Here is a 21,983-nt window from a genome sequence, read left to right as displayed (position 1 = left end):
CCAGTCGCGGCTACTGCGTGCGGCGGTCCCGCCGTGACCGGACGACCTGTTCATCGCGGGCGATCCTCATCAACGTATCTACGACTCGAAGGTGTCGCTGAAGGCGGTCGGAATCAATGTCGCGGGCCGCGCCACGAAGATGCGCAGGAACTGTCGCTCCACACACGAGATTCTCAGCTGGTCCACCGCCCTCCTCGTCGGCCACCCGTTTAAGGAGTTGGCCGACGAGGAGGGCGGTGGACCAACTCCAGCATGAGGCAGACCTCATGGCCGAACGGTGCCTGCTGTTCGTGGCCTGCACACGGGGACGGGACACCCTGTACGTGTCATGGCATGGGCACCCGAGCCTGTTCCTGAGCGAGGCTGGAACGACGGCCGGAATTGCCGAGTACTGCGATCTTCCCGAATGGCTCGTCGATGTGCCGAGGGTTCCTCATCGGTACGCGATCGCTCCGTCGAGCCTCGCGTACTACCATGTAGTACATGGAGACCACCGCCCGAGAGTTCAACCAGAACGCCTCAAAGATCCTTGCCGCAGCGGAGCGGGGCGAGCGCATCACGGTGACCAAGAACGGCCGGCCGGTCGCCATACTCTCCCCAGCGGGCGACCTAGCCACCCCCGTTTCCGCATACCCGACCGACCCCATGGGTGAGGACGACGAAGCCCCCGTGTTTGACAGCGGATCCCCCATCGACTGGTCGGCGGGCCGCAGTGATTACCTGGAAGGGTTCGGGGCGTGACCGTACTGATCGCGGACACTTCGGGCCTGTACGCCTATTACGACGGAAGTGACCCTGAGCACAAGGCGTGCCGCGCGGGGCTCGCCTCCGCCGCTCACCTCGTGGTGACGCCCTTGGTGCTGGCCGAACTCGACTATCTGCTGACCACGAGAATCGGCCCGGAAGCCGCGCAGGGGGCGCTGGCCCACATCCGCGACCGCGTTGCTGTGCGCAGGTACGCGGTGCCCGAGATCGAGCCTCATCTGTCGACCGCATTGGTCACCATGCGGCGATATCCGCAGATCGGGCTCACCGATGCCATGAACGTGGTCATGGCATCCGAGTACCACACCGACTCGGTCCTGACCCTGGATCACCGCCACTTCCGGATGGTGCGCCCTCTGACAGGACACACAGCGTTCCGCCTCCTGCCGGACGATCTTTGACGGGCCGACTCCGCCGAGGGCCATAGCGCACCTCAGACGGAATCCCCGGCCAGGAACGACACCATGGCAGCCGCGAACCGCTCAGCGTCGTCCAGCCACGGAAAGTGCGCGGCACCGGCTTGGACCACCAGGTCAGCCTTCGGGAACAGGCCCGCATACTCGGCCATCGCGGGGTGCGGGCCCGCCACGTCCATTTCACCGGCCAGTACCAGTACCGGTGCGGCGAAGGCGGCGAGCGCCGGGCATGTGGCGTCCGGGGTGAACGCACCGTCGGAGCCGTAGACGCCCGCCGCCTCGTCGTTGCGCTGCTCCTCCTCGGCCGCGCGGACCGCCTTGGCCTGCTCGTCCCAGTGGGCGAACCAGAAGGGGGCGACGGTCTGCCAGGCGTCGGGGGCGGGGCGGCCCGTGGTGAGGGATTCCAGGGCTGTGTACGCCGGGGCGAACCACTCCTCGCTCTGGCGCAGCCGGGCGGTGCTCAGGCGGTCCTCGGCGGTGACGGTGATGCCGACCGCGTAGACGCTCGGTGTGATCAGGGCGAGGCGGGCGACGCGGTCGGGGTGGCGGGCCGTGTAGAGGGCGGCCAGGTTGGCGCCCGCGCTGTGGGCCAGCACGTCCAGGCGGTCCAGGCCCAGTTCCTCGCGCAGGGCCTCGACGTCGTCGACCTGGCGGTCACAGCGGTACGACGCCGGGTTCTCGGGGGTCGCCGAGTCGCCGGTGCCTCTGAGGTCCAGGCGGATCAGGGTGCGGTGGGCGGTGAGGCCGCCCAGGTCGCCGAGGTAGGCCGAGGCCTGCATGGGGCCGCCGGGGAGGCAGACCAGGGGTGGTCCGTCGCCGGTCGCGTGGTAGGCGAGGGTGGTGTTGTCGGGGGTGGTGAAGGTGGGCATGACGTGAGGCTTTCAGGGGGCCTGGCCTGCGGCAACGTATTAAGGAGGGCCGGACGGCGGATGTCCGGCCCTTCCGCCACGACGCTCAGCTCGGCGACTCCGCGCCCTTGCGGGCGTAGTACCACCACGTGACGGCGATGCAGGTGCCGTAGAAGGCCACGAAGCCCCACATCGCGCTGGTCACCGCGAAGTTGGCGAACAGGGCGGGGATGAAGAAGAAGCCGTAGGCGGCGATCGCGGCGGTGAAGCCGGTGACCGCGCCGGCCTCCCGCTCGGTCCGGCGCAGGGCCTGGGTGTACTCCTCGGTGCCCTCGGTCAGGCCTTTGAGGTGCTGGTTGCGGAAGATCACGGGGATCTGGCGGAAGGTCGAGCCGTTGCCGATGCCGGAGAAGAGGAACGCGGCGAGGAAGCAGCCGAGGAAGCCCGCGAAGTTTCCGGTGTCGCCGCCGGCCGGGAGGAAGTGGATCACTCCGACGATCGAGGCCGCCATGCCGGCGAAGGACAGGATCGTGACTCGGGCGCCGCCGAGCCTGTCGGCGATCCAGCCGCCGGCCCAGCGGGCCAGGGCGCCCAGGGCCGGGCCCGTCCAGGCGTAGGTGGCGACGGAGTAGGCCGGGAAGGTGGTCTTGATCAGCATCGGCAGGGCCGCGGCGAAGCCGATGAAGGAGCCGAAGGTGCCGACGTAGATCCAGGTCATCACCCAGGTGTGCTTGCGCCTGAAGATGACCTTCTGCTGGGAGAAGGAGGACGAGGCCGTCCTGAGGTTGTTCTGGCCGAACCAGGCGAGGCCCGCCAGGACGAGGAGGACCGGCACCCAGACGAACGCCGCGTTCTGGAGGTGGACCGTCTCCCCGGTCTTCGTGTTCGCCTGCCCGGAGCCGATGGCGATCACCGAGCTGGTGATGACGATCGGGGTGAGGAGCTGTACGACGGAGACGCCGAGGTTGCCGAGGCCGCCGTTGACACCGGCCGCGTTGCCCTTCTCGCGCTTCGGGAAGAAGAAGCCGATGTTGGCGAGGGAGGAGGAGAAGTTGGCGCCGCCGAAACCGCACAGGGCGGCGATCGTGGCCATGGTGGTGAAGGACGTGGAGGTGTCCTGGATGGCGATGCCGAGCCAGATCAGCGGGACGATCAGGACGACCGTGGACAGTGCGGTGAAGGTGCGCTGACCGATCCTCGGGCCGAGGAAGGTGTAGATCATCCGGGACGTGCCGCCGGTCAGGCCGGGGATCGCGGTCAGCCAGAAGAGCTGCGAGGTGGTGAAGGAGAAGCCGACGTCCGCGAGGTTGGTGGCGGTGACGCTCCACACCTGCCACACCACGAAGGCCACCAGGAGCGCCGGGACGGCGATCCACAGGTTGCGCCGGGCGACCCGTCTGCCCACCGAGGTCCAGAAGAGCTCGTTCTCGGGCTCCCAGTCGGTGATGTCCCGGCCGGGCCGGTACTGGGCGAGATCGTAGGACCGCCCGGCGACCGCGGTCGTCGCTTCGTGTACGGCAGGCATGGCTGTTCCTGGTGGTGAGGAGGTGTCCTTGCCTCTTCAGCCTCCTCTCGCACGAAGAGGGAGAGCAGAGTCCAAGGGCGGCACCGCGCACGCCCTAGGACCCCCTTTCACCAGGGACTTCCGACCCGGCTCAGGCCGCGCGCCGCACCCTGCCCCGGTGTTCGCGGATGATCTCCGCGTACCGGTGTCCGGAGCCCTTGACCGTGCGGGTCTGGGTCCGGTAGTCGACGTGGACCAGGCCGAACCGCTTGTCGTAGCCGTAGGCCCACTCGAAGTTGTCCAGCAGCGACCAGGCGAAGTAGCCGGCCAGCGGTGCGCCCCGGCGGGCGGCGGACGCGCAGGCGGCGAGGTGCCGGGTCAGGTAGTCCTGCCGCTCGGGGTCGTCGACGGTCCCGTCGGGGCGTACGACGTCCGGGTAGGCGGAGCCGTTCTCGGTGACGTACAGCTTGCGGGCGCCGTACTCGTCGGTGAGGCGGAGCAGCAGGGTCTCGATGCCGCCGGCGTCGATCTCCCAGTCCATGCCGGTGCGGGGCACGCCGAGGCGGCGTACGGAACGGGCGTGCGGGGCCGGGCCGCTGGGGTCGTCGGCGACGGTGGCCGGGAAGTAGTAGTTGAGGCCGAGCCAGTCGAGGGGGGCGGCGATCGTCTCCAGGTCGCCGTCGTGCTCGGGGAGTTCGACGCCGTACACCTTCCGCATGTCCTCGGGGAAGCCGCGGCCGTGGATCGGGTCCAGCCACCAGCGGTTGGTGTGGCCGTCCATCCGGCGGGCGGCTTCGAGATCCTGCGGACGGTCGGTGGCCGGGTACACGGTGGAGAGGTTGTTGACGATGCCGACCTCGGCGGCGGGGACGGCCGCCCGGATGGCCTGCGTCGCCAGTCCGTGGCCGAGGAGGAGATGGTACGAGGCGCGCACCGCGGCGGTCAGGTCGGTGAACCCGGGGGCCATCTTGCCTTCGAGGTGGCCGATCCAGGCCGAGCACAGGGGTTCGTTGAGCGTGGTCCAGTGGCTGACCCGGTCACCCAGGCGCGCGGCCACCACCGAGGCGTACGCGGCGAAGTGCTCGGCGGTCGCCCGCTCGGGCCAGCCGCCCCGGTCCTGGAGCGCCTGGGGCAGGTCCCAGTGGTAGAGGGTGACGGACGGGGTGATGCCCGCGTCCAGCAGGCCGTCGATCAGCTGGTCGTAGAAGTCGAGGCCCTTGGCGTTGACCGGTCCGTCGCCGCCCGGGAGCACGCGCGGCCAGGCGATCGACAACCGGTAGGCGTTGGTGCCCAGTTGGCGCATGAGCGCGATGTCCTCGCGCCAGCGGTGGTAGTGGTCGCAGGCGACGTCGCCGTGGTCGTTCCCGGCGATCTTCCCGGGGGTGTGGGCGAAGGTGTCCCAGATCGACGGCGAACGGCCGTCCTCCGCCACGGCTCCCTCGATCTGGTACGCCGAGGTGGCCGTGCCCCACAGGAAGCCGGGCGGGAGTGCGGCGAGGTCGATGGTCACGAAATCCCTTTCAAGGTCGGTCACTTGACGGCACCCGCCGTCAGCCCGGCGACGAGATAGCGCTGCAGGAGAAGGAAGCCGGCCACCACCGGCACGCTGACGACCAGCGAGGCGGCCATGATCTGGTTCCAGTACACGTCGTTGAGCGTGGAGTAGCCCTGGAGGCCGACGGCGAGGGTGCGGGTGGTGTCGTTGGTCATCACCGACGCGAACAGCACCTCGCCCCAGGCGGTCATGAAGGCGTAGACGGCGACCGCGACGATGCCGGGGATCGCGGCCGGTACGACGACCCGGAACAACGCTCTCAGGGGGCCGCAGCCGTCGACCAGCGCCGCCTCGTCCAGGTCGCGCGGCACCGAGTCGAAGTACCCGATCAGCATCCAGATGGAGAACGGCAGGGAGAAGGTCAGATACGTCAGGATCAGCCCGCCGCGCGAGCCGAACAGGGCGATGCCGGTGGCGTTGCCGATGTTGACGTAGATCAGGAACAGCGGGAGGAGGAAGAGGATGCCCGGGAACATCTGCGTGGACAGGACGGTGACCGTGAAGACCCGCTTGCCGCGGAAGTCGTAGCGGCTCACCGCGTACGCCGAGAAGACCGCGATCACCACCGAGCAGACGGTCGCCGCGCCCGCCACGATCAGTGAGTTCACGAAGTACCGGGCGAGCGGGACCGTCGACCAGATGTCGATGTACGGGCGGATCGTCAACTCGCTCGGTATCCAGCGGAACTTGCCGGTGACGTCGGCCAGCGGCTTCAGCGAGCTGGAGACCATCACGTACACCGGCACCAGCACGAAGGTGCCGAGCACGGTGAGGAAGATCCGCCGGGACCAGAGGAACGAACGCGGCGGTGCCATCGGGGAGTCAGGCACGCGAGGCCCTCCGTCCGCGCGAGGTGACGGTGAGATAGACGCCCGTCACGAGCAGCAGGAACAGCAGCAGGAGTACGGACATGGCGGAACCGGTGCCGAAGTTCCAGGTGACGAACGAGGCTTGGTAGATGTGGACCGAGACGAGGTCCGCGGCCTCCGGGGCGGTTCTGCCGAACAGGACGTAGGGCGTGTTGAAGTCGTTGAACGTCCACAGGAACAGGACCAGGACCAGCACCTGGTTGACGGCGCCCAGCGACGGCAGGGTGATGCGGCGGATCTGCTGCCACACTCCGGCGCCGTCGAGGGCGGCCGCCTCGTACAACTCCTTCGGGATGTTCTGGAGTCCGGCCATGACGATGAGGAAGGCGAACGGCCAGCCCTTCCACACCGACACGATCAGCAGCGCGACGAAGCTGTTGTCGCCGATGAGCCAGAAGGACGGCTTGTCGGTGAGGTGCAGCTGGTCGTGCAGGACGTGGTTCACCAGGCCGTTGTCGTGCTGGAACATGAACACCCAGGTGATGACGGCCGCGTAGACCGGCAGCGCGTACGGCACCAGGAACAGTGCCCGCAGCAGGCCGCGGCCGCGGAAGGTGTCCTGCATGAAGACCGCCGCCGCGGTGCCGATGAGCCAGCACAGCGCGACCGACAGCAGGGTGAAGGCGACTGTGACGAGGAAGGAGTGCAGCAGGGCCTCGCCGACGGGGGCGTCGAAGTCCACCGACACCTTGAAGTTGTCGAGCCCGGACCAGGGCGCGGTGCCCCAGTCGCGGATGTAGAACTGCGTGAGCTCCTTGAAGCTCATCACGATGCCGACGCCCATCGGCACCAGGTGGACCAGGAGTTCGAGGAGCAGTGCGGGCAGCAGGAGCAGATAGGGCAGCCCGATGCGGCGGATGCGGCCGGGGCGCGGGGTGCGCTTCTCGCCGGGTGGCGCCTCGGGTTCGGCGCGTTCCAGGGTCACGGTCATCAGGCGGCCGGCATCTGCTGCTGGGCCTTCTCCAGCGCCGCCTTCACCGAGTCGGTGGTGATCGCGCGTCCGGCGGCCGCGTCGGCGAACAGGCCCTTGATCGCCGTACCGACCGCCGTCTCGAACTGCGACTCGTCGGCGACCTGGGGCAGCGCGGCGGCGCTCTTGGCGAGGGTGTCCTTCAGGACGGCGTTGGCGGGGGTGTTGAAGGCGCTGTCCGCCTGGGCCGTCTTCACCGGCGGTATGGAGCTGTACGCGGTGTTGAGGATCTTCTGCTCCGCGTCGCTGGTCATGAACTTCACGAACTTCGTGGCGCCGTCGCGGTTGTCGGTGTTCTTGAAGACGGCCAGGTTGATGCCCGCGACCATCGAGTTGACCTGCGCGCCGGTGCCCGGGGTGCCGGACTGCACGGGTACCGGGGCGATGCCGTAGTCGTCCTCGCTCATGCCCTGCGACTGGAGGTTGGCGGAGGCGGACTGCCAAAGCAGCATCGCCGTCTTGCCCTTGGCGAAGTCGCTGACGGACTGGTTCTGGGCGTACTCGGCGTTGCCGGGCGCGATGACCTTGTCCTTGGCCATCAGGTCGACGTACTGCTTGACCGCGGTGACGACCCCGTCGCTGGTGAAGTCGGGCTTGCCGTCGGCGGTGAAGAAGTCGGCGCCGTGCTGCTGGGCGAAGACGAAGGCGTGGTGGATGTTCTCCGACGGGTTCGAACCCTCCGCTCCCAGGCCCCACTTGCCGTCCTTGGAGAGCTTCTTGCCGTCGGCGGCCAACTCCGCCCAAGTGGTGGGAGGTTGTGCGATGCCGGCGTCGGCGAACATCTTCTTGTTGTAGTAGAGGGCGTACGCCATCGAGTACAGCGGCACCGCGGAGGGGTCCTTGCCCTCGGCGCCCGTCGAGCCGAGCGCGGAGTCGACGAAGCGGTCCCGGCCGCCGATCTTCGCGAGGTTCTTGGCGTCCCACGGCAGCAGCGCGCCGGTGGCCTGCAACGAGGCGCTCCAGGTGTTGCCGATGTTGAGGACGTCGGGGCCCTGTCCCGAGGTGGTCGCGGTGAGGATGCGGTTCAGCAGGTCCGACCAGGGCACGACCTCCAGCTTCACCTTGATGCCGGTCTGCTTCTCGAACTTGTCGAGCTCCGGCTGGAGGACCTTCTTGTCGACCTCGATGCTCGCCCCCTGGTTGGAGGCCCAGTAGGTGAGCGTCTTCGGCGAGTCGTTGGACCCGCCGCCCGTCGACGAACCGCCTCCGCAGGCCGTTGCGGCCAGGGCGAGAGACAGGGTGACGGCGCCTACGGCCGCGGCTCGGTTGCTGCGCATGGCTCCTGGTGTCCCTTCAGGGAATGCACTCACGGCTTAATTTAGGACGTGAGTTAACTGCCACGGGTTCGGGACGTCAAGGGGTTGAGCGGCTGGAGTTCGACGAGGGGGCGCGACCGGGTGCCGGGCCGTTCACTTCCTGAACGGGGAGCGGGCGGCCCCTCTCGTACGGGAGAGGGGCCGCCCTGGTACCGCTATCGCGGGGCCGACGCCACCGGCGCCGGCGCCGGGGCGTACCCGGTGGGCCGGGCCGTGAAGGTGCCGCGGCCCTGGGTCCGGCTGCGCAGCCGGGTCGCGTAACCGAAGAGTTCGGCCAGCGGCACGGTGGCGGTGACGACCGCCGAGCCGGCCCGCGTCACCGAGGCGGAGACCCGGCCGCGCCGTGCCGCCAGGTCGCCGAGCACTCCCCCGACGGCGGCGTCGGGCACCGTGACGGTGACCTCGGCGACCGGCTCGAGGAGGACCATCGCGCAGGCCCGCAACGCCTCACGGAGCCCGAACCGGCCCGCCGTGCGGAAGGCCGTGTCGGAGGAGTCCTTCACATGGGTCGCCCCGTCGGTGAGCGTGACCCGCAGCCCCGTCACCGGGTGCCCGCCGAGCGGTCCCTCCGCCAGGGCGTCCCGGCAGCCGGCCTCGACCGCCCGGACGTACTCCTGCGGGACCCGTCCACCGACGACGGCCGAGCGGAACTCGAACCCGGCCTCCAGGTCCAACGGCTCCACATCGAGGACGACATGGGCGAACTGCCCTGCTCCACCGTCCTGTTTGACGTGCCGGAAGACCTGTCCGGACACGCCGCGCCCGACGGTCTCGCGGTGCGCGACCCTGGGCCGGCCGGCGTTGACGTCAAGGCCGTGGTCCCGCCGCGCCTTCTCCAGCGCGACCTCCAGGTGCAGTTCACCCATGCCGGACAGCACGGTCTGCCCGGTCTCCGGGTCGGTCCGTACGACCAGCGACGGGTCCTCCTCGGCGAGCCTCGCGAGCGCCGAGGCCAGCCGGTCGGTGTCGGTGCGCCTGACGGCCTCGACCGCCACGGAGACGACCGGTTCGGCGACGCTCGGCGGTTCGAGGACGAGCGGGGCGTCCGGCGCGCAGAGGGTCGACCCGGCGCGGGCGGACTTCAGCCCGACGACCGCGACGATGTCACCGGCGACCGCCCGGTCCAACTGGGCGTGCCGGTCGGCCTGTACGCGCAGGATCCGCCCGACGCGCTCGCCGCGCCGCGCACCCGCGTCCATCACCATGTCTCCCTTCCCGATCGTTCCGGAGTACACCCGGAGGTACGTGAGCCGCCCGTTCGGGGTGGCGTTCACCTTGAACACCAGAGCCGCGAAGGGCGCCATCGGGTCGGCGGGGCGTTCCTGCCGGGTGTCGCCGAGAGTGCCGTGCACGGGCGGCACGTCGAGCGGCGACGGCAGGTAGGCCACGACGGCGTCCAGCAGCGGTTCGATCCCGCGGTTGCGGTAGGCCGAGCCGCACAGGACGACGACGGCGTCGCCGGTGCGGGTGAGGTCGCGCAGGGCGTCGACGAGTGTCGCCGTGTGCAGCGATCCCCCGTCGAACGGTTCCGTGTCGTCCGGTTCCGTGTCGAGCGTCGACTGTGTACAGAATTCCTCCAGCGCGGCCGGATGCAGTTCGGCCACCGCCTCCTCCAGCAGCCGACGCCGCCGTCGCGCCTCCTCGCGCAGCCTCCCGGGAATGTCCGCTACGACCATGTCGCCGCCGTCGGTCCAGATCAGCGCCCGCATGCGCACCAGGTCCACGACCCCGCGGAACGCGTCCTCCGTACCGATGGGCAGCTGCACGACCAGCGGGGCCGGGTGCAGCCGCTCCCGGATCGACGCGACGGCGGTGTCGAGGTCGGCGCCCGTACGGTCCAGCTTGTTGACGAAGGCGATCCTCGGGACGCCGTACCGGTCGGCCTGCCGCCAGACCGACTCGCTCTGCGGCTCGACGCCCGCGACGGCGTCGAACACCGCGACCGCCCCGTCGAGCACCCGCAGCGAACGTTCCACCTCGTCGGCGAAGTCGACGTGTCCCGGGGTGTCGATCAGGTTGATCCGGTGGCCGTCCCAGGCGCAGCTGACCGCCGCCGCGAAGATCGTGATGCCGCGGTCGCGCTCCTGCGGGTCGAAGTCGGTGACGGTCGTGCCGTCATGGACCTCGCCACGCCGGTGGGTGGTTCCGGTGGCGTAGAGGATCCGCTCGGTGACGGTGGTCTTGCCGGCGTCGACGTGGGCGAGGATGCCCAGGTTGCGGACGACGGAGAGGCTGTCGAGGTTGATGCGCACGGCCCATGGCCTTTCGGACGGTGTGTGACAGGGCGGCGCGATTCCCGGACAGGACGCGTCTGACGGCATCTGATGGCATGTCAATGTGCTGACGTGCGGGGTCAGTTGCTGGTCAGGTGTGTGTCCGGGGCATCCGGTACCGGCCGCGCAGCGGGCACCGGACGGAGCGGGACACGAGGATCACGTCGTACGACGACGGGGGAACGACGACAGCGGCGCGGTCACACACGGCCGGTCTCCCCTCACTCGTCGGTCCTCGTCATGACACGCGCACCGGCCCGGCGTGGGTGGTGCGCGACGCGTGGCGAGTGTAGGGAGACGGGGACACGCGGGTCACGCGATTTTCCGTCGACCCGGCGAGGGAGGCTTCACGGCAGCTCCCGGCGGATCGCGTCGGCGACGACCTCGCCGATGAGCACGGCCGTCGCCGCCGGGCCCCGGTGGGGGGTGTCCGGCAGGATCGAGGTGTCGGCCACCCGTAGCCCCCGGACGCCGTGGACGCGCCCGAACTGGTCCACCGCCGTGTGCCGGAGATCGTCGGCGGGCCCCATCGGCACGGTGCCGCAGGTGTGCTGACTGGTGCCCAGATGCCCGGAGATCCACCGGTCCAGCGCACGGTCGTCGTCGAGTACCTCGGGGCCGGGGTCCATCAGTCCCCCGGACACCGCTGCCAGCGGCGGGCTGTCGAGCAGTTCCGCGGTCAGGCGGACGGCCTCGCGCAGCCGCCGGAAGTCGTCGCCTGTGGCCAGAAAACCGTAGGCGATCCGCGGCATGTCGTCGGGGTCGGCGGAGTCCAGCCGCAGCGTGCCGCCCGGCCGGGACAGCTGCGCGGAGACGAGGAACGACAGGGGGGCGCCCGGCACCCGCACGACCCCCTCGACGAGCCCGGCCATGGGCACCAGGGACTGGAGGATCTCGATGTCGCCCGGTCCGTCGGAGGCGCCCGCCGAGGCGCGGTGCAGACAGCCGCCCAGCCAGGTGTCGGCCGGCTCACCGAGGTCGTCGCGCGGTGTCCAGTCCAGGACGAGCTGGGGGTGGTCGGCGAGTCGGGCGCCGACGGCGGGGAGGTCGCGGACGACGGGGATGCCGTGGCGCACGAGGTCGGGGGCGGGGCCGATGCCGGAGAGCAGCAGCAGGTGCGGGGTGGCGAACGCTCCGGCGCTGAGGACGACGGTCCGCGCGTCCAGGGTCCGGCGTGCTCCCTCGTGCTCCACGAGGACTCCGGTGGCGCGGCCGCTGTCGACGATCACCCTGAGGGCGCGGCAGTCGCCGAGGGTGCGCAGGTTGGGGCGGTCCATGACCTCCGGTGGAAGGTAGCCGAGGCCGACGTTATGGCGTATACCGTCGACCGTATTCGAGGGGACGGGGCCGAAGCCGGGCGGGGCCTGGTCGTTCTTGTCGGGTTCGGCCGGGAAGCCGAGCCGGCGGGCGGCGTCGCGGAAGGCCCGCGCCGCCGGGTGTGTCAGGGGGCTTCGACGCACGGGGACCGGGCCGGAGCCGCCGTGCGACGGACCGTGGCCGAAGTCGAGGTCGTTCTCCAGGTCCCGCAGGAACGGCAGGACCCGGTCGTAGGCCCAGGCGGGGTTGCCCGCGGCGGCCCAGCGGTCGAAGTCCGCGCGTCGGGCCCGTACGAAGTAGCCGCCGTTGACGGTGGTGGAGCCGCCGAGACCCCGCCCGCGCGGGACCCGCCACGGCCGCCGGGGGGTCAGGTGCACGGGATACCAGGTCGTGGCGGGATGACCGGGCCGCGCTCCCGGGACGAGCCGCGCGTCCAGCAGGTCGGGGCCGAACTCCGCCTCCCCTCGCGGCATTTCGCCCGTGTCGATCAGCAGCACGCTGCGGTCGGGGTCCTCGCTGAGCCGTGCCGCGAGCACCGCTCCGGCGGCTCCGGCGCCGACCACGAGGACATCGACAGGGTTCGGGGTCTGTGCCATGGGTGCCATCCTGCCCCAGACCTGCGGCGATCACGGGTGCGCCCCACTGCCGCCCCGGCCTCCGGGAGGGCGTGGGCTCAGCTGTCGGTCGAGTCGTCCCCTAGCGGATCCGCAGAGACTCTGAACGATCGCTCCAGCGGATCTGTCGGGGCAAGGGAGCCCCGTACCAGGCGGCGTCCGGACGAGGCTCCGGGATCCGCGTGCCGTGCGGGTACGCGGCGGCGGTCACCGGCCGCACCCCCACCCCCGCGGTGCGCCGGTCCCGTACGAGCGGCGCACCGCGCGCGCACCGTCCCCGGTTCACCGACCAGGCCTGCCACAAGGGCTGTTCGCCCCACCCCGGACCGGGACCGAAGCCCTTCCCGACCTCCTGGAGCACCGACCATGGCCGCAGAGGCACGCATGAAAGTCGCGTCACTGGACGGACCCGGCGTCAGCCGGATCATCGAGAAGCGGCTGCCGCGGATCGCCGAGGACTACGTCCTGGTGAAGGTGGTCGCGGCCCCGATGTGCAACGAGCATCTGGCGTACGAGCGCTGGGACTTCCGCGACCGCAACCGCTGGGACTCCCTGGGGCACGAGGCGGCCGGCGAGGTGGTCGAGGCCCGCCCGGGCAGCCCGTTCCGGCCGGGGGACCGGGTGGTCGTGCTCAGCGGCTATCCGTGCGGCCGCTGTGCGCTGTGTGTCTCCGGGCGGTACGCGCACTGCGCCGACACCGAGGATCCTCTCGCGGTGTGCGGCGGCGACTCGGGTGAGTGCGGCTTCGCGCAGTACATGATCAAGCGGGAACGGCTGCTGCTCCGGATCCCCGACGGGATGACGTACGAGCATGCCGCGATGGCCTGTTGCGGGATGGGCGCGACGTACACGGCGATGGAGAACATGGAGGTCGCCGCCGGCCACACGGTCCTGGTCACCGGGCTCGGCCAGGTGGGGCTCGGGGCCGTGATCAACGGGCGGGCCAGGGGTGCCCGGGTGGTCTGCGCCGGCCGCAGCCCCTACCGCCGGGAACTGGCACGGCAGTTGGGCGCGGGGCTGATCGTCGACCTGGGGACACCGGACGCGTCGGACGCCGTACGGGACTTCACCGGCGGCAAGGGTGTCGACCACGTCATCGACTGCTCGGCGCAGGCCGGCCACCAGCGGTTCGGGCTGGACGCCGCGGGGCGCGGCGGGCGGGTCACCTTCCTCGGGGAGTCCGGTGAGTTGTCGCTCCACGTCGACCGGGACCTGATCCAGAAGGGCGTCACCCTCCACGGCAGCCTCGATCTGTATCTGCGGCACGCCCCGGGAATGCTCGACGCCATTTCCCGTACCGGCCCGCTCATCGACCGGTTCATCACGCACACCTTTCCGCTCGACGAGATCGAGCAGGCCTGGAAACTCCAGCTCACCAGGGAATGCGGAAAGATCATTCTGCATCCGTGGCGCTGACAACACGACAGCCCCAGAGCCGAACGGCCGTATATCCACGGAGGTTTGAGGATGTCCGAGAACAACGAGACCCACGATCCGAACACACCGCTCTATGTCGGCACCCGGAAGTTCCTCGGAAGGCGTGATCTGGTCCTGTCGTTCTACACGACGAAGTGCCAGTTCCAGTGCACCTATTGCGCGCTGCCCACCCGCTCGGCGTCGTTCGAGGTGACCGCCGGACAGATCAACAACCAGATCGACCACGTCTTCGACTCCAGGGCCGGTGAACTGGGCGGCTTCCGCCAGCTGTGCTTCGGCAACGAGGGCTCCGCTCTCGACCCGAGGCGTTTCCACCGCGAGTCCGTCGACCATCTCCTGTACCGCGCCCGGGAGATGGAGAACCTGGAGGTCCTGTCCATCGAGACGCGCCCCGAGTACGTCAAGCGCGACTACCTGGAGCACATCGCCAGGACCACCCACGCGCCTCGGCTCGATGTGACGGTCGGCTTCGAGACGCAGGACGACTTCATCCGGCAGACCGTGCTGAAGAAGAAGATCTCCCGCCGGGTGATGGAGGCCCGGGTCGCGCTCCTCGGCGAGCTGGGGATCCGGCTCACCTCGTACGTCCTGGTCAAGCCGGCGCCGCGGATGACGGACGAGCACGGGGTGCGCGAGGCCGTCGCCACGATGGAGTATCTGAAGGAGCTCTGCGACCGCCACGGCACCGAATTGGTGATCTATCTGACGCCCACCTATGTCGCCGAGGGCTCCTATCTCCAGCAGACCACACAGCCGGGCGACTGGACCCCGCCCACCATCCAGGGCATCTTCGATGTCGTGGTGGCCGGACATTCCATGGGGCTGCCCGTCTACACGGGCCTGTGGAGCGAGGAACTCGCCGACGAGAGCACCGACTTCCGTGGCCGTGAGGGGTACGACCCCGAACTGCGCAAGGCCATGGTCCGTTTCAACCGCGACCACGACTTCAGCCACCTGCTGCCTTTTGTGCCGGCGCAGTTGGCACTGGCGGGGTAGGGCCGTGCGCGCGTACCGCAATCTTCTCAAGCAACTGTCCGAGGACGCCCCGGAGAAGCTCACCCGGCTGCCCGCGGAATTCCTCGCCGCGCAGTCACGATGGCTGCTCGAAAGGGACGAGATCTACGTCCTGGAGCAGGTGAACAAATACGTTCCCGTCCTGGCCGGACTGCCCATGGAGGCTGTGGCCCGCGCGACCGGTCGGGCGCTGGAGCGGGGCGTGGTCGACGACTTCTGCTTCCTGTACGCGCATCTGCCGCCGGCCGGGCGCCCGGCCCGCGACCGTATCGACCGGGCCTGTGCCCGGCTGGCGCGACGCGGCAACGCGGGCGGCATCGAGCAGATCATCGCGGCGACCGGGGTGCGCCCCGTTCTCGACGAGGAGACGGTCCTGCGGTCGTACAACGTCCTGGTGGCCGCCGGCCGCCTCGGTGCCGTGGACTACATGCGTCAACTCTCCGGCGTCCCGGTGCGGTTCGACGCGGACGCCGCCGCCACCGGCATCCGGGCGCTCCTGGCGAGCGGCCGCCACGGCGCGCTGCGCAAGCTGGCCCGCCTCGCCGATGTCGAGGTCCGTCTCGACACCCGGGAGATCCACCGCGCCGTCGCCGAGGCCGTCACCGACGGCACCCTGCACGATCTGGCCGCGGCCCTCGCCTGCCTGCGCCCGCCACCCCGCATCGAGGGCTTCACCTCGGTGTTCCGGCGCCTGGTGTCCGAGGAGCGCTTCGCCGAACTGCCCGCCCTGTTCACGGTGTTCACGGACGCCGACCGGGAGTCCCTCGACGCCCCCATGTGGCGCCGGCTGCTGACCTCGGGCAGCGCGCCCGCCGTACGCTTCGCCTTCGAGTGCTGCGACGATGCCGACCTGCTCGCCCAACAGGCCGTGGACGCCTATGCGTTGGGTGTCTCGTCCGGCGATCGCGTCCTGGTCGGGCTGGCCTGCGAGCGGGGCGGGGTGCCGCTGCGCACGGAGGACGCGCGGGTGCTGCTCGGCGCCGCCCTGGAGGACGGGGACGCCTGGTGGCTCGACTTCGTCGCCGCCCGGCTCACCGCACTGCCCGCCGTCGACCCCGATCGCGCACAGCTCTACCTCGCCCAGCAGGCGGCCACCCGACCGCAGCGCGTGCGGCGGGACGCCGAGACACTGGGCGTGCCCTGGATCCCCGAGGTCGGCGAGTGGCTGCTCGCGCTCACCGAGGGCCGCCACGAGGTGGCTCCGGCGAGCGTCGGGGACACGGTGGCACATCCGGTCGCCGCCCTCGTAGCCCAACTGCCGGACCCTGGCGACCCGGCAGATCTCACGGCCGACGGAGCACGCGCCTCATGAATCTCCCGCTCGCCCCGGACACCGGTTCCCGCTACCGGGGGACGGCGCTCGCCCTGGTGGCCATGGCCAGTGTGCAGACCGGGGCCGGTACCTCCAGCCACCTCTTCGACACGTTCACGCCCTCGGGAACCGCCTGGCTGCGCCTGACCTGGGCGGCGGTCGTCCTGTGGCTCCTCGCCCGGCCCCGCCTGCGCGGCCGCGACCACCGTGAGGTGGGCACCGCCCTGCTGCTCGGAGCGGTCAGCGGACTGCTCACCCTGCTCTACTTCGAGGCCGTGGTCCGTATCCCCCTCGGCACCGCCACGGCGCTGGAGTTCCTCGGCCCGCTGGGGGTGGCCGTGGCGGGTCTGCGGCGCCGGATCGACGTCCTGTGGCCGCTGACCGCGGCGGCCGGTGTGCTCGCCCTGACCCGGCCCTGGAGCGGTGAGGTCGATCTGGCCGGAGTCGGCTTCGCGCTCGGGGCGGCGGCGGGCTGGGCCGGCTACATCCTGCTGACCAAACGGGTCGGCGCCCAGTTCACCGGCCTCGGCGGCCTCGCCGTCTCCATGGCGGCGGCCTCCGCGGTGACCCTGCCGTTCGCCGACGCCGGTCACATCGTCGGCCACATGGACGCGCGGGCCTTCGCCCTGTCCGCGCTGGCGGCGCTGCTGCTGCCGATCCTGCCGTACGCCGCCGAGATGGTCGCCCTGCGCAATCTGCCCACGACGGTCTTCGGCACCCTGATGAGCCTGGAGCCCGCCATCGGAACCGTCGTCGGGTTCGTGCTCCTCGCCGAGCAGCCCTCATGGGCCCAGAGCTCGGGCATCGTGCTGGTGACCGTCGCCGGCATGGGGGCGGTGCGCAGCGAGGCGCGACAGTGCGCGCCCGGCGTCGCCCCAAAGCAAAAGACCCCTGATGCACAGGGGTCTCAGCTGGTGTCCGAGGGGGGACTTGAACCCCCACGCCCGATAAAGGGCACTAGCACCTCAAGCTAGCGCGTCTGCCATTCCGCCACCCGGACCAGGTGTCTGCCGCCTTGCCGGGGGTGTTCCCCGCGGCGACATGGACAACAATACCAAGCTTTCGGAGCGCCTTTCACCTGCATATCCGTGCCCCGGAGGGCACTCCCGGAGCGCGGTGCGGAGCGGTTCCGGGCACTCACCACCAGCGACGGAACGATTACGCGGAGGAGGTCGTCCGTGTCATCGTCATCCGTGGACGCGCCCCTCCGCGACCAGTACCCGCAGGGCCCGTACGAGCGATGCCGCCGTCTCCTCCCCCAGCGGCGCGAGGAAACGTTCCTCGGCGTTCGTGCGCGCCTGCTCGGCCCGGCTCAGACACTCCTGTCCCGCGTCCGTCAGCTCGACGAGGTTCTTGCGCCGGTCCCGCGGACTGCGACGCCGCTCGACGAGCCCCTGGTCCTCCAGGCCGTCGAGGAGAGCCACCATCGTCGTACGGTCGACGCCGAGCCGCCCGGCCACCTCCACCTGCGACAGCGACGCCGCCCCCGAGAGCACCGCGAGCACCGTCAGCTCGTGCCCGTCCACCCCGTGCGGCGCGAGGGCTTCGGCGGACGCTCTGGCCAGCTTGGCCTGGGCCTTCTTCAGGAGGTGGCCGAGCCGGTCCCCGGGGGGTGAGGGTCTCTGATCATCGGACATGCGGGGACTGTACCCAGGGTCGATCGGACCCCTACTTGTCGCGCTCGTGGTACATCTTCCGCGTGTGTTCCGTGTGGGCCCGCATGACCGCCGTGGCGCGCTGCTCGTCGCCGTCCGCGATCGCCGCGATCAGCTCGCGGTGCTCGATCCAGGACTGCCGTCCGCGCTGCCGGGCGACCGGTGTGTAGTACCAGCGGACGCGTCGGTCGACCTGTGCCGCCAGCTCGGCGAGGACGGCGTTGCCGGCCAGTTCCATGATCTTCGCGTGGAACCGGGCGTTCATCGCGACCGCGCGGTCCACGTCGTCGGCGGCGACCGCGCGCTCGCCCTCCGCGCACACCTCCTCAAGTACTCCGATGGCAGCCTTGGACGCGTTGGCCGCGGCGAGCCGGGCGGCCTCGGCCTCCAACAGTGTGCGGACGGTGAGGAGTTGGTCCGCCTCCTCCTCGGTTGGCTCATGCACGAACGCGCCCTGGGCGGGCCGCAGATCGACCCACCCCTCGGTGCTGAGGCGCTGGAGCGCCTCGCGTACGGGCTGGCGCGAGACGCCGAGATGGCCGGCGAGCTCGCTCTCGACGAGGTGCTGGCCGGGCTGGAGCGCACGGGTGGTGATGAGTTCCAGCAGCGCCTCGTAGACACGGTCGCGCAGTGGGCCGGGGCGTTCGAGCTTGGGTACCGCACCCTGCGGCAGTCCTGTCGTCGACAACATCACGGCCCCTCCTCAGCAGCGTCATCGCTGTATGCGAGAGCCAAGTATGGATTGGCTTTCGCCTACAGTCTACGGCGCACAAACGCCTGGACACCCGGGAGTTGGGCCCGTTCCGGCGGGCCGTACCAGCAGCTCACGAGCGCGGATGAGCAAACGACCCAGGCTTCTCACACGCCACGAGTGGCCGTCCGGGTGCCGTCCCAAACTCTTGCTGGCGCCAGTTCCATCCTGTAGACAATATTTCGTCGACAGATTTCGACAGTTCCGCGGTACACCCTCGACCGAACGGAGCGCCACCCAGTGAAAGTCGCAGTCCTCGGCGCCGGAGCCATCGGCGCCTACGTCGGCGCCGCCCTGCACCACGCAGGCGCCGACGTCCACCTCATCGCCCGTGGACCGCACCTCGCGGCCATGAGGCAGCACGGCGTACAAGTCCACAGCCCCCGCGGCGACTTCACCGCCCACGTCCACGCCACCGACAACCCCAACGAGATCGGCCCCGTCGACTACGTCCTCCTCGGCCTCAAAGCCAACTCCTACGCGGCGTGCGGGCCGCTCATCGACCCCCTGCTCCACGAGACCACTGCGGTCATCGCCGCCCAGAACGGCATCCCCTGGTGGTACTTCCACCGACACGGCGGACCCCACGACGGACAACGCATCGAAAGCGTCGACCCGGCAGGCGCGGTCAGTGCGGTCCTCGCCCCCGAACGCGCCATCGGGTGCGTGGTCTACGCGGCCACCGAACTGGAGGGCCCGGGTGTGGTGCGACACCTGGAAGGCACCCGCTTCTCCATCGGCGAACCCGACCGCACCATCTCCCCCCGCTGCCAGACCTTCAGCGACGCCATGCAAGCCGGCGGCCTCAAATGCCCCGTCGAGAAGGACCTGCGCAACGACATCTGGCTCAAACTGCTCGGCAACATCAGCTTCAACCCCATCAGCGCCCTCGCCCGCGCCACCATGCGCCAGATGTGCCACCACGGCGGCACCCGCCAAGTCATCGAAACCATGATGCGCGAAACCCTCACCGTCGCCCAGGCCCTGGGCTGCGACATCGGCATCTCCATCGAACGCCGCCTCGCCGGCGCCGAACGCGTCGGCGACCACCGCACCTCCACCCTCCAAGACCTCGAAGCCGGCAAACCCCTCGAACTCGACGTCCTCCTCACCGCCGTCATCGAACTCGCCCACATCACCCACACCCACGTCCCCACCCTCCACACCGTCCACGCCATCAGCGACCTCCTCGCCCACCGGACCGCCGCATGAGACGGCCCGACTCGCCGCCACGGGACGGCACTTCCAGGAACGTGCACGCGGAAGCGGACCGCATCACCCTGCGGGGCGCGGCCACCCAGGGCTGACCGGCCCTCCGCTGCACGACGGCGGGACCTCTACCGGCGGGGAGCGCCCCCTGCGCCAGAGGGGTCCCGCCTCAGTCGTGTGCGGCCTGGATCCCACACCTGAGTCCCGCACCTGGATCCTGTATACGATCCTCTGTATACTGCCGACCTGTACTCGATCGGCATCCAATGGCCCCGGCTCGGAGGCGACATGGAAGATCTGAACCCCGATGTGGTGCTGGGAATGGCCGCCCAGGCACCCGACGGCATCGTGATCGTCGACGGTGAAGGACTGATCCGCTACTGGAACCGGGGCGCGGAGCGCATCTTCGGGTTCTCGGCGGCCGACGTGGACGGCCTCAGCCTGGACGTCATCATTCCCGAGCGGCATCGCAAGCGGCATCAGGAGGGCTTCGACGAGGCCATGGAGCGGGGGTACAGCAAGTACGGGGACGCGGACCTGCTGAACGTTCCCGCGCTGGCCGCGGACGGCCGCAAGCTGTCCATCGAGTTCAGTGTGGTGCTGCTGCCCGGTCCCGACGGCAGCACGTACGTCGGCGCGGTCATCCGAGACGTGACCGCCCGCCGTGAGCGGGAGCGGGAGTTGATGCGGCGGCGGTCCGAGACCGCCCCGGCCTGAGCCCCGGTCTGAACCCCGGTCCGAACGCCATCGGACCCCGTAGGACCCCGTCGGACCGCGTACGGAAGCGGCCGTGGCCCGAAGGCCACGGCCGCTTCCGCTTCCGCTTCGTCGGACCGGGTCAGACGATGACTCCGCTCTCCTTCAGCCGGCCGATGGTCTCCTCGTCGTAGCCGAGTTCGACCAGGACCTCCGAGCTGTGCTCGCCGAGCAGCGGAGCACCGGTGACGTCCGGCTTGAAGGAGGAGAACTTCACCGGGCTGCCGACCGTGAGGTAGGTGCCGCGCTCCTTCTGCTCGACCTCGACGACGGTGCCGCTGCGGCGCAGGTCCTCGTCGTAGGCGATCTCCTTCATGCTCATCACGGGGGCGCAGGGCACCTCCCACTCACGCAGGACGTCGACCGCCTCGTACTTGGTCTTGTCCGCGAGCCACTTCTCGATCTCCTCGAAGATCTCGAAGATGTGCGACTGGCGGGCGCGCGCGGTGGCGTACTCCGGGTCCTCGGCCCACTCGGGGTGGCCGATGACCTCGGCGGTGCGCTTCCAGTTCTGCTCCTGGACGGTGAAGTAGATGTACGCGTTCGGGTCGGTCTCCCAGCCCTTGCACTTCAGGACCCAGCCGGGCTGGCCACCGCCGCCCGCGTTGCCGCCGCGCGGCACCACGTCGGTGAACTCGCCGTTCGGGTACTGCGGGTACTCCTCCAGGTAGCCGACCCGCTCCAGCCGCTGCTGGTCGCGCAGCTTGACGCGGCAGAGGTTGAGGACGGCGTCCTGCATGGAGACGGAGACCTTCTGGCCCTTGCCCGTCCGGTTGCGGTCGATGATCGCGGTGAGGATGCCGATCGCCAGGTGCATACCGGTGTTGGTGTCGCCGAGGGCGGCGCCGGAGATGGTCGGCGGGCCGTCCCAGAAGCCGGTGGTGGAGGCGGCGCCGCCCGCGCACTGGGCGACGTTCTCGTAGACCTTGAGGTCGTTCCAGGACGACTGGTCGTTGAAGCCCTTGACCGAGCCGAAGATGAGGCGCGGGTTGAGCTCCTGGATGCGCTCCCAGGTGAAGCCCATGCGGTCCAGGGCGCCCGGGGCGAAGTTCTCCACCAGGACGTCGGCGCCCTCGATGAGTTTCTCCAGGACCTCCTTGCCCTCGGCGGTCTTGGTGTTGATGGCGAGGGAGCGCTTGTTGCTGTTGAGCATCGTGAAGTAGAGGGCGTCCAGGTCCTCGATGTCCCGGAGCTGACGGCGCGTCACGTCGCCGCCGTTGGGGCGCTCCACCTTCAGGACGTCGGCGCCGAACCAGGCGAGCATCTGTGTGCAGGCGGGGCCGGCCTGGACCCCGGTGAAGTCGATCACCTTGATTCCGGCGAGCGGCTTTTCACTCATGTGTGCTTCCTTTTCGTGAACGTACGCGTACGGAGCGGGAGTTCGAGGAGCTCGGAGGGCAGG

The 21,983-nt window shown here is 70.0% G+C and carries 19 protein-coding genes and 1 tRNA gene; 7 read left to right on the top strand and 13 right to left on the bottom strand.

What is annotated here, in order from left to right; genetic code table 11:
- The first annotated feature begins 483 nt into the window (after positions 1-483).
- Both HLK59_RS16770 and HLK59_RS16765 read left to right on the top strand, forming a co-directional pair.
- Complete coding sequence (locus HLK59_RS16770; protein WP_171142228.1) at positions 484-741, top strand: type II toxin-antitoxin system prevent-host-death family antitoxin; 258 nt, start codon at positions 484-486, stop codon at positions 739-741.
- Positions 738-1,166, top strand: a complete 429-nt coding sequence (locus HLK59_RS16765) for a PIN domain-containing protein (RefSeq protein ID WP_346779747.1) — start codon at positions 738-740, stop codon at positions 1,164-1,166. Before HLK59_RS16770 ends, HLK59_RS16765 begins: the two co-directional genes overlap by 4 nt.
- Before the next feature lie 32 nt (positions 1,167-1,198).
- Here HLK59_RS16765 and HLK59_RS16760 read toward each other — a convergent pair whose 3' ends face one another.
- From HLK59_RS16760 to mftG, 8 genes are all read right to left on the bottom strand, one after another.
- Positions 1,199-2,050 (bottom strand): alpha/beta hydrolase, encoded by an 852-nt coding sequence (locus HLK59_RS16760; RefSeq protein ID WP_171142227.1) that lies wholly within the window; start codon positions 2,048-2,050, stop codon positions 1,199-1,201.
- An 85-nt stretch (positions 2,051-2,135) separates the two neighbouring features.
- On the bottom strand, positions 2,136-3,554 hold the full coding sequence (locus HLK59_RS16755; RefSeq protein ID WP_171142226.1) for an MFS transporter: 1,419 nt from the start codon (positions 3,552-3,554) through the stop codon (positions 2,136-2,138).
- Between the two features lie 130 nt (positions 3,555-3,684).
- Positions 3,685-5,043, bottom strand: coding sequence for a GH1 family beta-glucosidase (locus tag HLK59_RS16750; RefSeq protein WP_171142247.1), 1,359 nt, complete (start codon positions 5,041-5,043; stop codon positions 3,685-3,687).
- A gap of 20 nt (positions 5,044-5,063) precedes the next feature.
- Entirely contained in the window at positions 5,064-5,903 is an 840-nt protein-coding gene (locus tag HLK59_RS16745; RefSeq protein WP_171142246.1) for a carbohydrate ABC transporter permease, read from the bottom strand.
- A gap of 7 nt (positions 5,904-5,910) precedes the next feature.
- The gene (locus HLK59_RS16740; protein WP_171142225.1) at positions 5,911-6,888 is read right to left on the bottom strand and encodes a sugar ABC transporter permease; all 978 of its coding nucleotides are present in this window, start codon (positions 6,886-6,888) and stop codon (positions 5,911-5,913) included.
- Positions 6,888-8,204, bottom strand: a complete 1,317-nt coding sequence (locus HLK59_RS16735) for a sugar ABC transporter substrate-binding protein (protein ID WP_171142224.1) — start codon at positions 8,202-8,204, stop codon at positions 6,888-6,890. The genes HLK59_RS16740 and HLK59_RS16735 overlap by 1 nt, the downstream gene beginning before the upstream one ends.
- A 194-nt stretch (positions 8,205-8,398) precedes the next feature.
- Positions 8,399-10,495: an elongation factor G gene (fusA, locus tag HLK59_RS16730; RefSeq protein WP_171142223.1), complete on the bottom strand. Its 2,097-nt coding sequence runs from the start codon at positions 10,493-10,495 to the stop codon at positions 8,399-8,401.
- A 368-nt stretch (positions 10,496-10,863) separates the two neighbouring features.
- A complete protein-coding gene (gene mftG, locus HLK59_RS16725) occupies positions 10,864-12,429 on the bottom strand; it encodes a mycofactocin system GMC family oxidoreductase MftG (RefSeq protein WP_240982453.1) in 1,566 nt (521 codons plus the stop codon).
- Positions 12,430-12,831: 402 nt separating this feature from the next.
- Between mftG and HLK59_RS16720 the strand changes: the two genes are divergently transcribed.
- Genes HLK59_RS16720 through HLK59_RS16710 form a run of 3 tightly spaced genes read left to right on the top strand, consistent with a single transcriptional unit; the run spans position 12,832 to position 16,210 of the window.
- Positions 12,832-13,863, top strand: a complete 1,032-nt coding sequence (locus HLK59_RS16720; RefSeq protein WP_171142221.1) for a zinc-binding dehydrogenase — start codon at positions 12,832-12,834, stop codon at positions 13,861-13,863.
- A gap of 51 nt (positions 13,864-13,914) precedes the next feature.
- Positions 13,915-14,880, top strand: a complete 966-nt coding sequence (locus HLK59_RS16715) for a hypothetical protein (RefSeq protein ID WP_171142220.1) — start codon at positions 13,915-13,917, stop codon at positions 14,878-14,880.
- A 4-nt stretch (positions 14,881-14,884) separates the two neighbouring features.
- Entirely contained in the window at positions 14,885-16,210 is a 1,326-nt protein-coding gene (locus HLK59_RS16710; protein ID WP_171142219.1) for a hypothetical protein, read from the top strand.
- A 589-nt stretch (positions 16,211-16,799) separates the two neighbouring features.
- Here HLK59_RS16710 and HLK59_RS51050 read toward each other — a convergent pair.
- The 4 genes from HLK59_RS51050 to HLK59_RS16690 form a co-directional block, all read right to left on the bottom strand.
- Positions 16,800-17,015 (bottom strand): hypothetical protein, encoded by a 216-nt coding sequence (locus HLK59_RS51050; RefSeq protein ID WP_240982452.1) that lies wholly within the window; start codon positions 17,013-17,015, stop codon positions 16,800-16,802.
- 107 nt (positions 17,016-17,122) lie between these two features.
- A tRNA-Leu gene (locus tag HLK59_RS16700) sits at positions 17,123-17,210 on the bottom strand.
- 187 nt (positions 17,211-17,397) lie between these two features.
- Positions 17,398-17,847 (bottom strand): MarR family winged helix-turn-helix transcriptional regulator, encoded by a 450-nt coding sequence (locus HLK59_RS16695; RefSeq protein ID WP_171142218.1) that lies wholly within the window; start codon positions 17,845-17,847, stop codon positions 17,398-17,400.
- Between the two features lie 31 nt (positions 17,848-17,878).
- Positions 17,879-18,556, bottom strand: coding sequence for a GntR family transcriptional regulator (locus HLK59_RS16690; RefSeq protein WP_171142217.1), 678 nt, complete (start codon positions 18,554-18,556; stop codon positions 17,879-17,881).
- Positions 18,557-18,856: 300 nt separating this feature from the next.
- Here HLK59_RS16690 and HLK59_RS16685 point away from each other — a divergent pair, with 300 nt between their 5' ends.
- Both HLK59_RS16685 and HLK59_RS16680 read left to right on the top strand, forming a co-directional pair.
- Positions 18,857-19,828 (top strand): 2-dehydropantoate 2-reductase, encoded by a 972-nt coding sequence (locus tag HLK59_RS16685; RefSeq protein ID WP_171142216.1) that lies wholly within the window; start codon positions 18,857-18,859, stop codon positions 19,826-19,828.
- A gap of 285 nt (positions 19,829-20,113) precedes the next feature.
- Positions 20,114-20,542 carry a PAS domain S-box protein gene (locus HLK59_RS16680; RefSeq protein ID WP_171142215.1) on the top strand — a complete coding sequence of 143 codons (429 nt, stop codon included), beginning with the start codon at positions 20,114-20,116 and terminating at the stop codon, positions 20,540-20,542.
- A 121-nt stretch (positions 20,543-20,663) separates the two neighbouring features.
- Here the strand turns inward: HLK59_RS16680 and frc are convergent, their stop codons facing one another.
- A complete protein-coding gene (frc, locus tag HLK59_RS16675; RefSeq protein WP_171142214.1) occupies positions 20,664-21,920 on the bottom strand; it encodes a formyl-CoA transferase in 1,257 nt (418 codons plus the stop codon).
- Positions 21,921-21,983 lie beyond the last annotated feature (63 nt).

This window comes from Streptomyces sp. S3(2020), from assembly GCF_013044505.1.
GTDB lineage: Bacteria > Actinomycetota > Actinomycetes > Streptomycetales > Streptomycetaceae > Streptomyces.
The sequence above is the reverse complement of the archived record's forward strand: the minus strand, read 5'-3'. Positions and strand labels throughout refer to the sequence as shown.

Coding starts and splice junctions, on each gene's coding strand:
- HLK59_RS16770 (WP_171142228.1), top strand. CDS start 484: ATGGAGACCACCGCCCGAGAGTTCAACCAGAACGCCTCAAAGATCCTT.
- HLK59_RS16760 (WP_171142227.1), bottom strand. CDS start 2,050: ATGCCCACCTTCACCACCCCCGACAACACCACCCTCGCCTACCACGCG.
- HLK59_RS16755 (WP_171142226.1), bottom strand. CDS start 3,554: ATGCCTGCCGTACACGAAGCGACGACCGCGGTCGCCGGGCGGTCCTAC.
- HLK59_RS16745 (WP_171142246.1), bottom strand. CDS start 5,903: ATGGCACCGCCGCGTTCGTTCCTCTGGTCCCGGCGGATCTTCCTCACC.
- HLK59_RS16740 (WP_171142225.1), bottom strand. CDS start 6,888: ATGACCGTGACCCTGGAACGCGCCGAACCCGAGGCGCCACCCGGCGAG.
- HLK59_RS16735 (WP_171142224.1), bottom strand. CDS start 8,204: ATGCGCAGCAACCGAGCCGCGGCCGTAGGCGCCGTCACCCTGTCTCTC.
- mftG (WP_240982453.1), bottom strand. CDS start 12,429: ATGGCACAGACCCCGAACCCTGTCGATGTCCTCGTGGTCGGCGCCGGA.
- HLK59_RS16720 (WP_171142221.1), top strand. CDS start 12,832: ATGAAAGTCGCGTCACTGGACGGACCCGGCGTCAGCCGGATCATCGAG.
- HLK59_RS16715 (WP_171142220.1), top strand. CDS start 13,915: ATGTCCGAGAACAACGAGACCCACGATCCGAACACACCGCTCTATGTC.
- HLK59_RS51050 (WP_240982452.1), bottom strand. CDS start 17,015: ATGCCCGAGCTCTGGGCCCATGAGGGCTGCTCGGCGAGGAGCACGAAC.
- HLK59_RS16695 (WP_171142218.1), bottom strand. CDS start 17,847: ATGTCCGATGATCAGAGACCCTCACCCCCCGGGGACCGGCTCGGCCAC.
- HLK59_RS16690 (WP_171142217.1), bottom strand. CDS start 18,556: ATGTTGTCGACGACAGGACTGCCGCAGGGTGCGGTACCCAAGCTCGAA.
- HLK59_RS16680 (WP_171142215.1), top strand. CDS start 20,114: ATGGAAGATCTGAACCCCGATGTGGTGCTGGGAATGGCCGCCCAGGCA.
- frc (WP_171142214.1), bottom strand. CDS start 21,920: ATGAGTGAAAAGCCGCTCGCCGGAATCAAGGTGATCGACTTCACCGGG.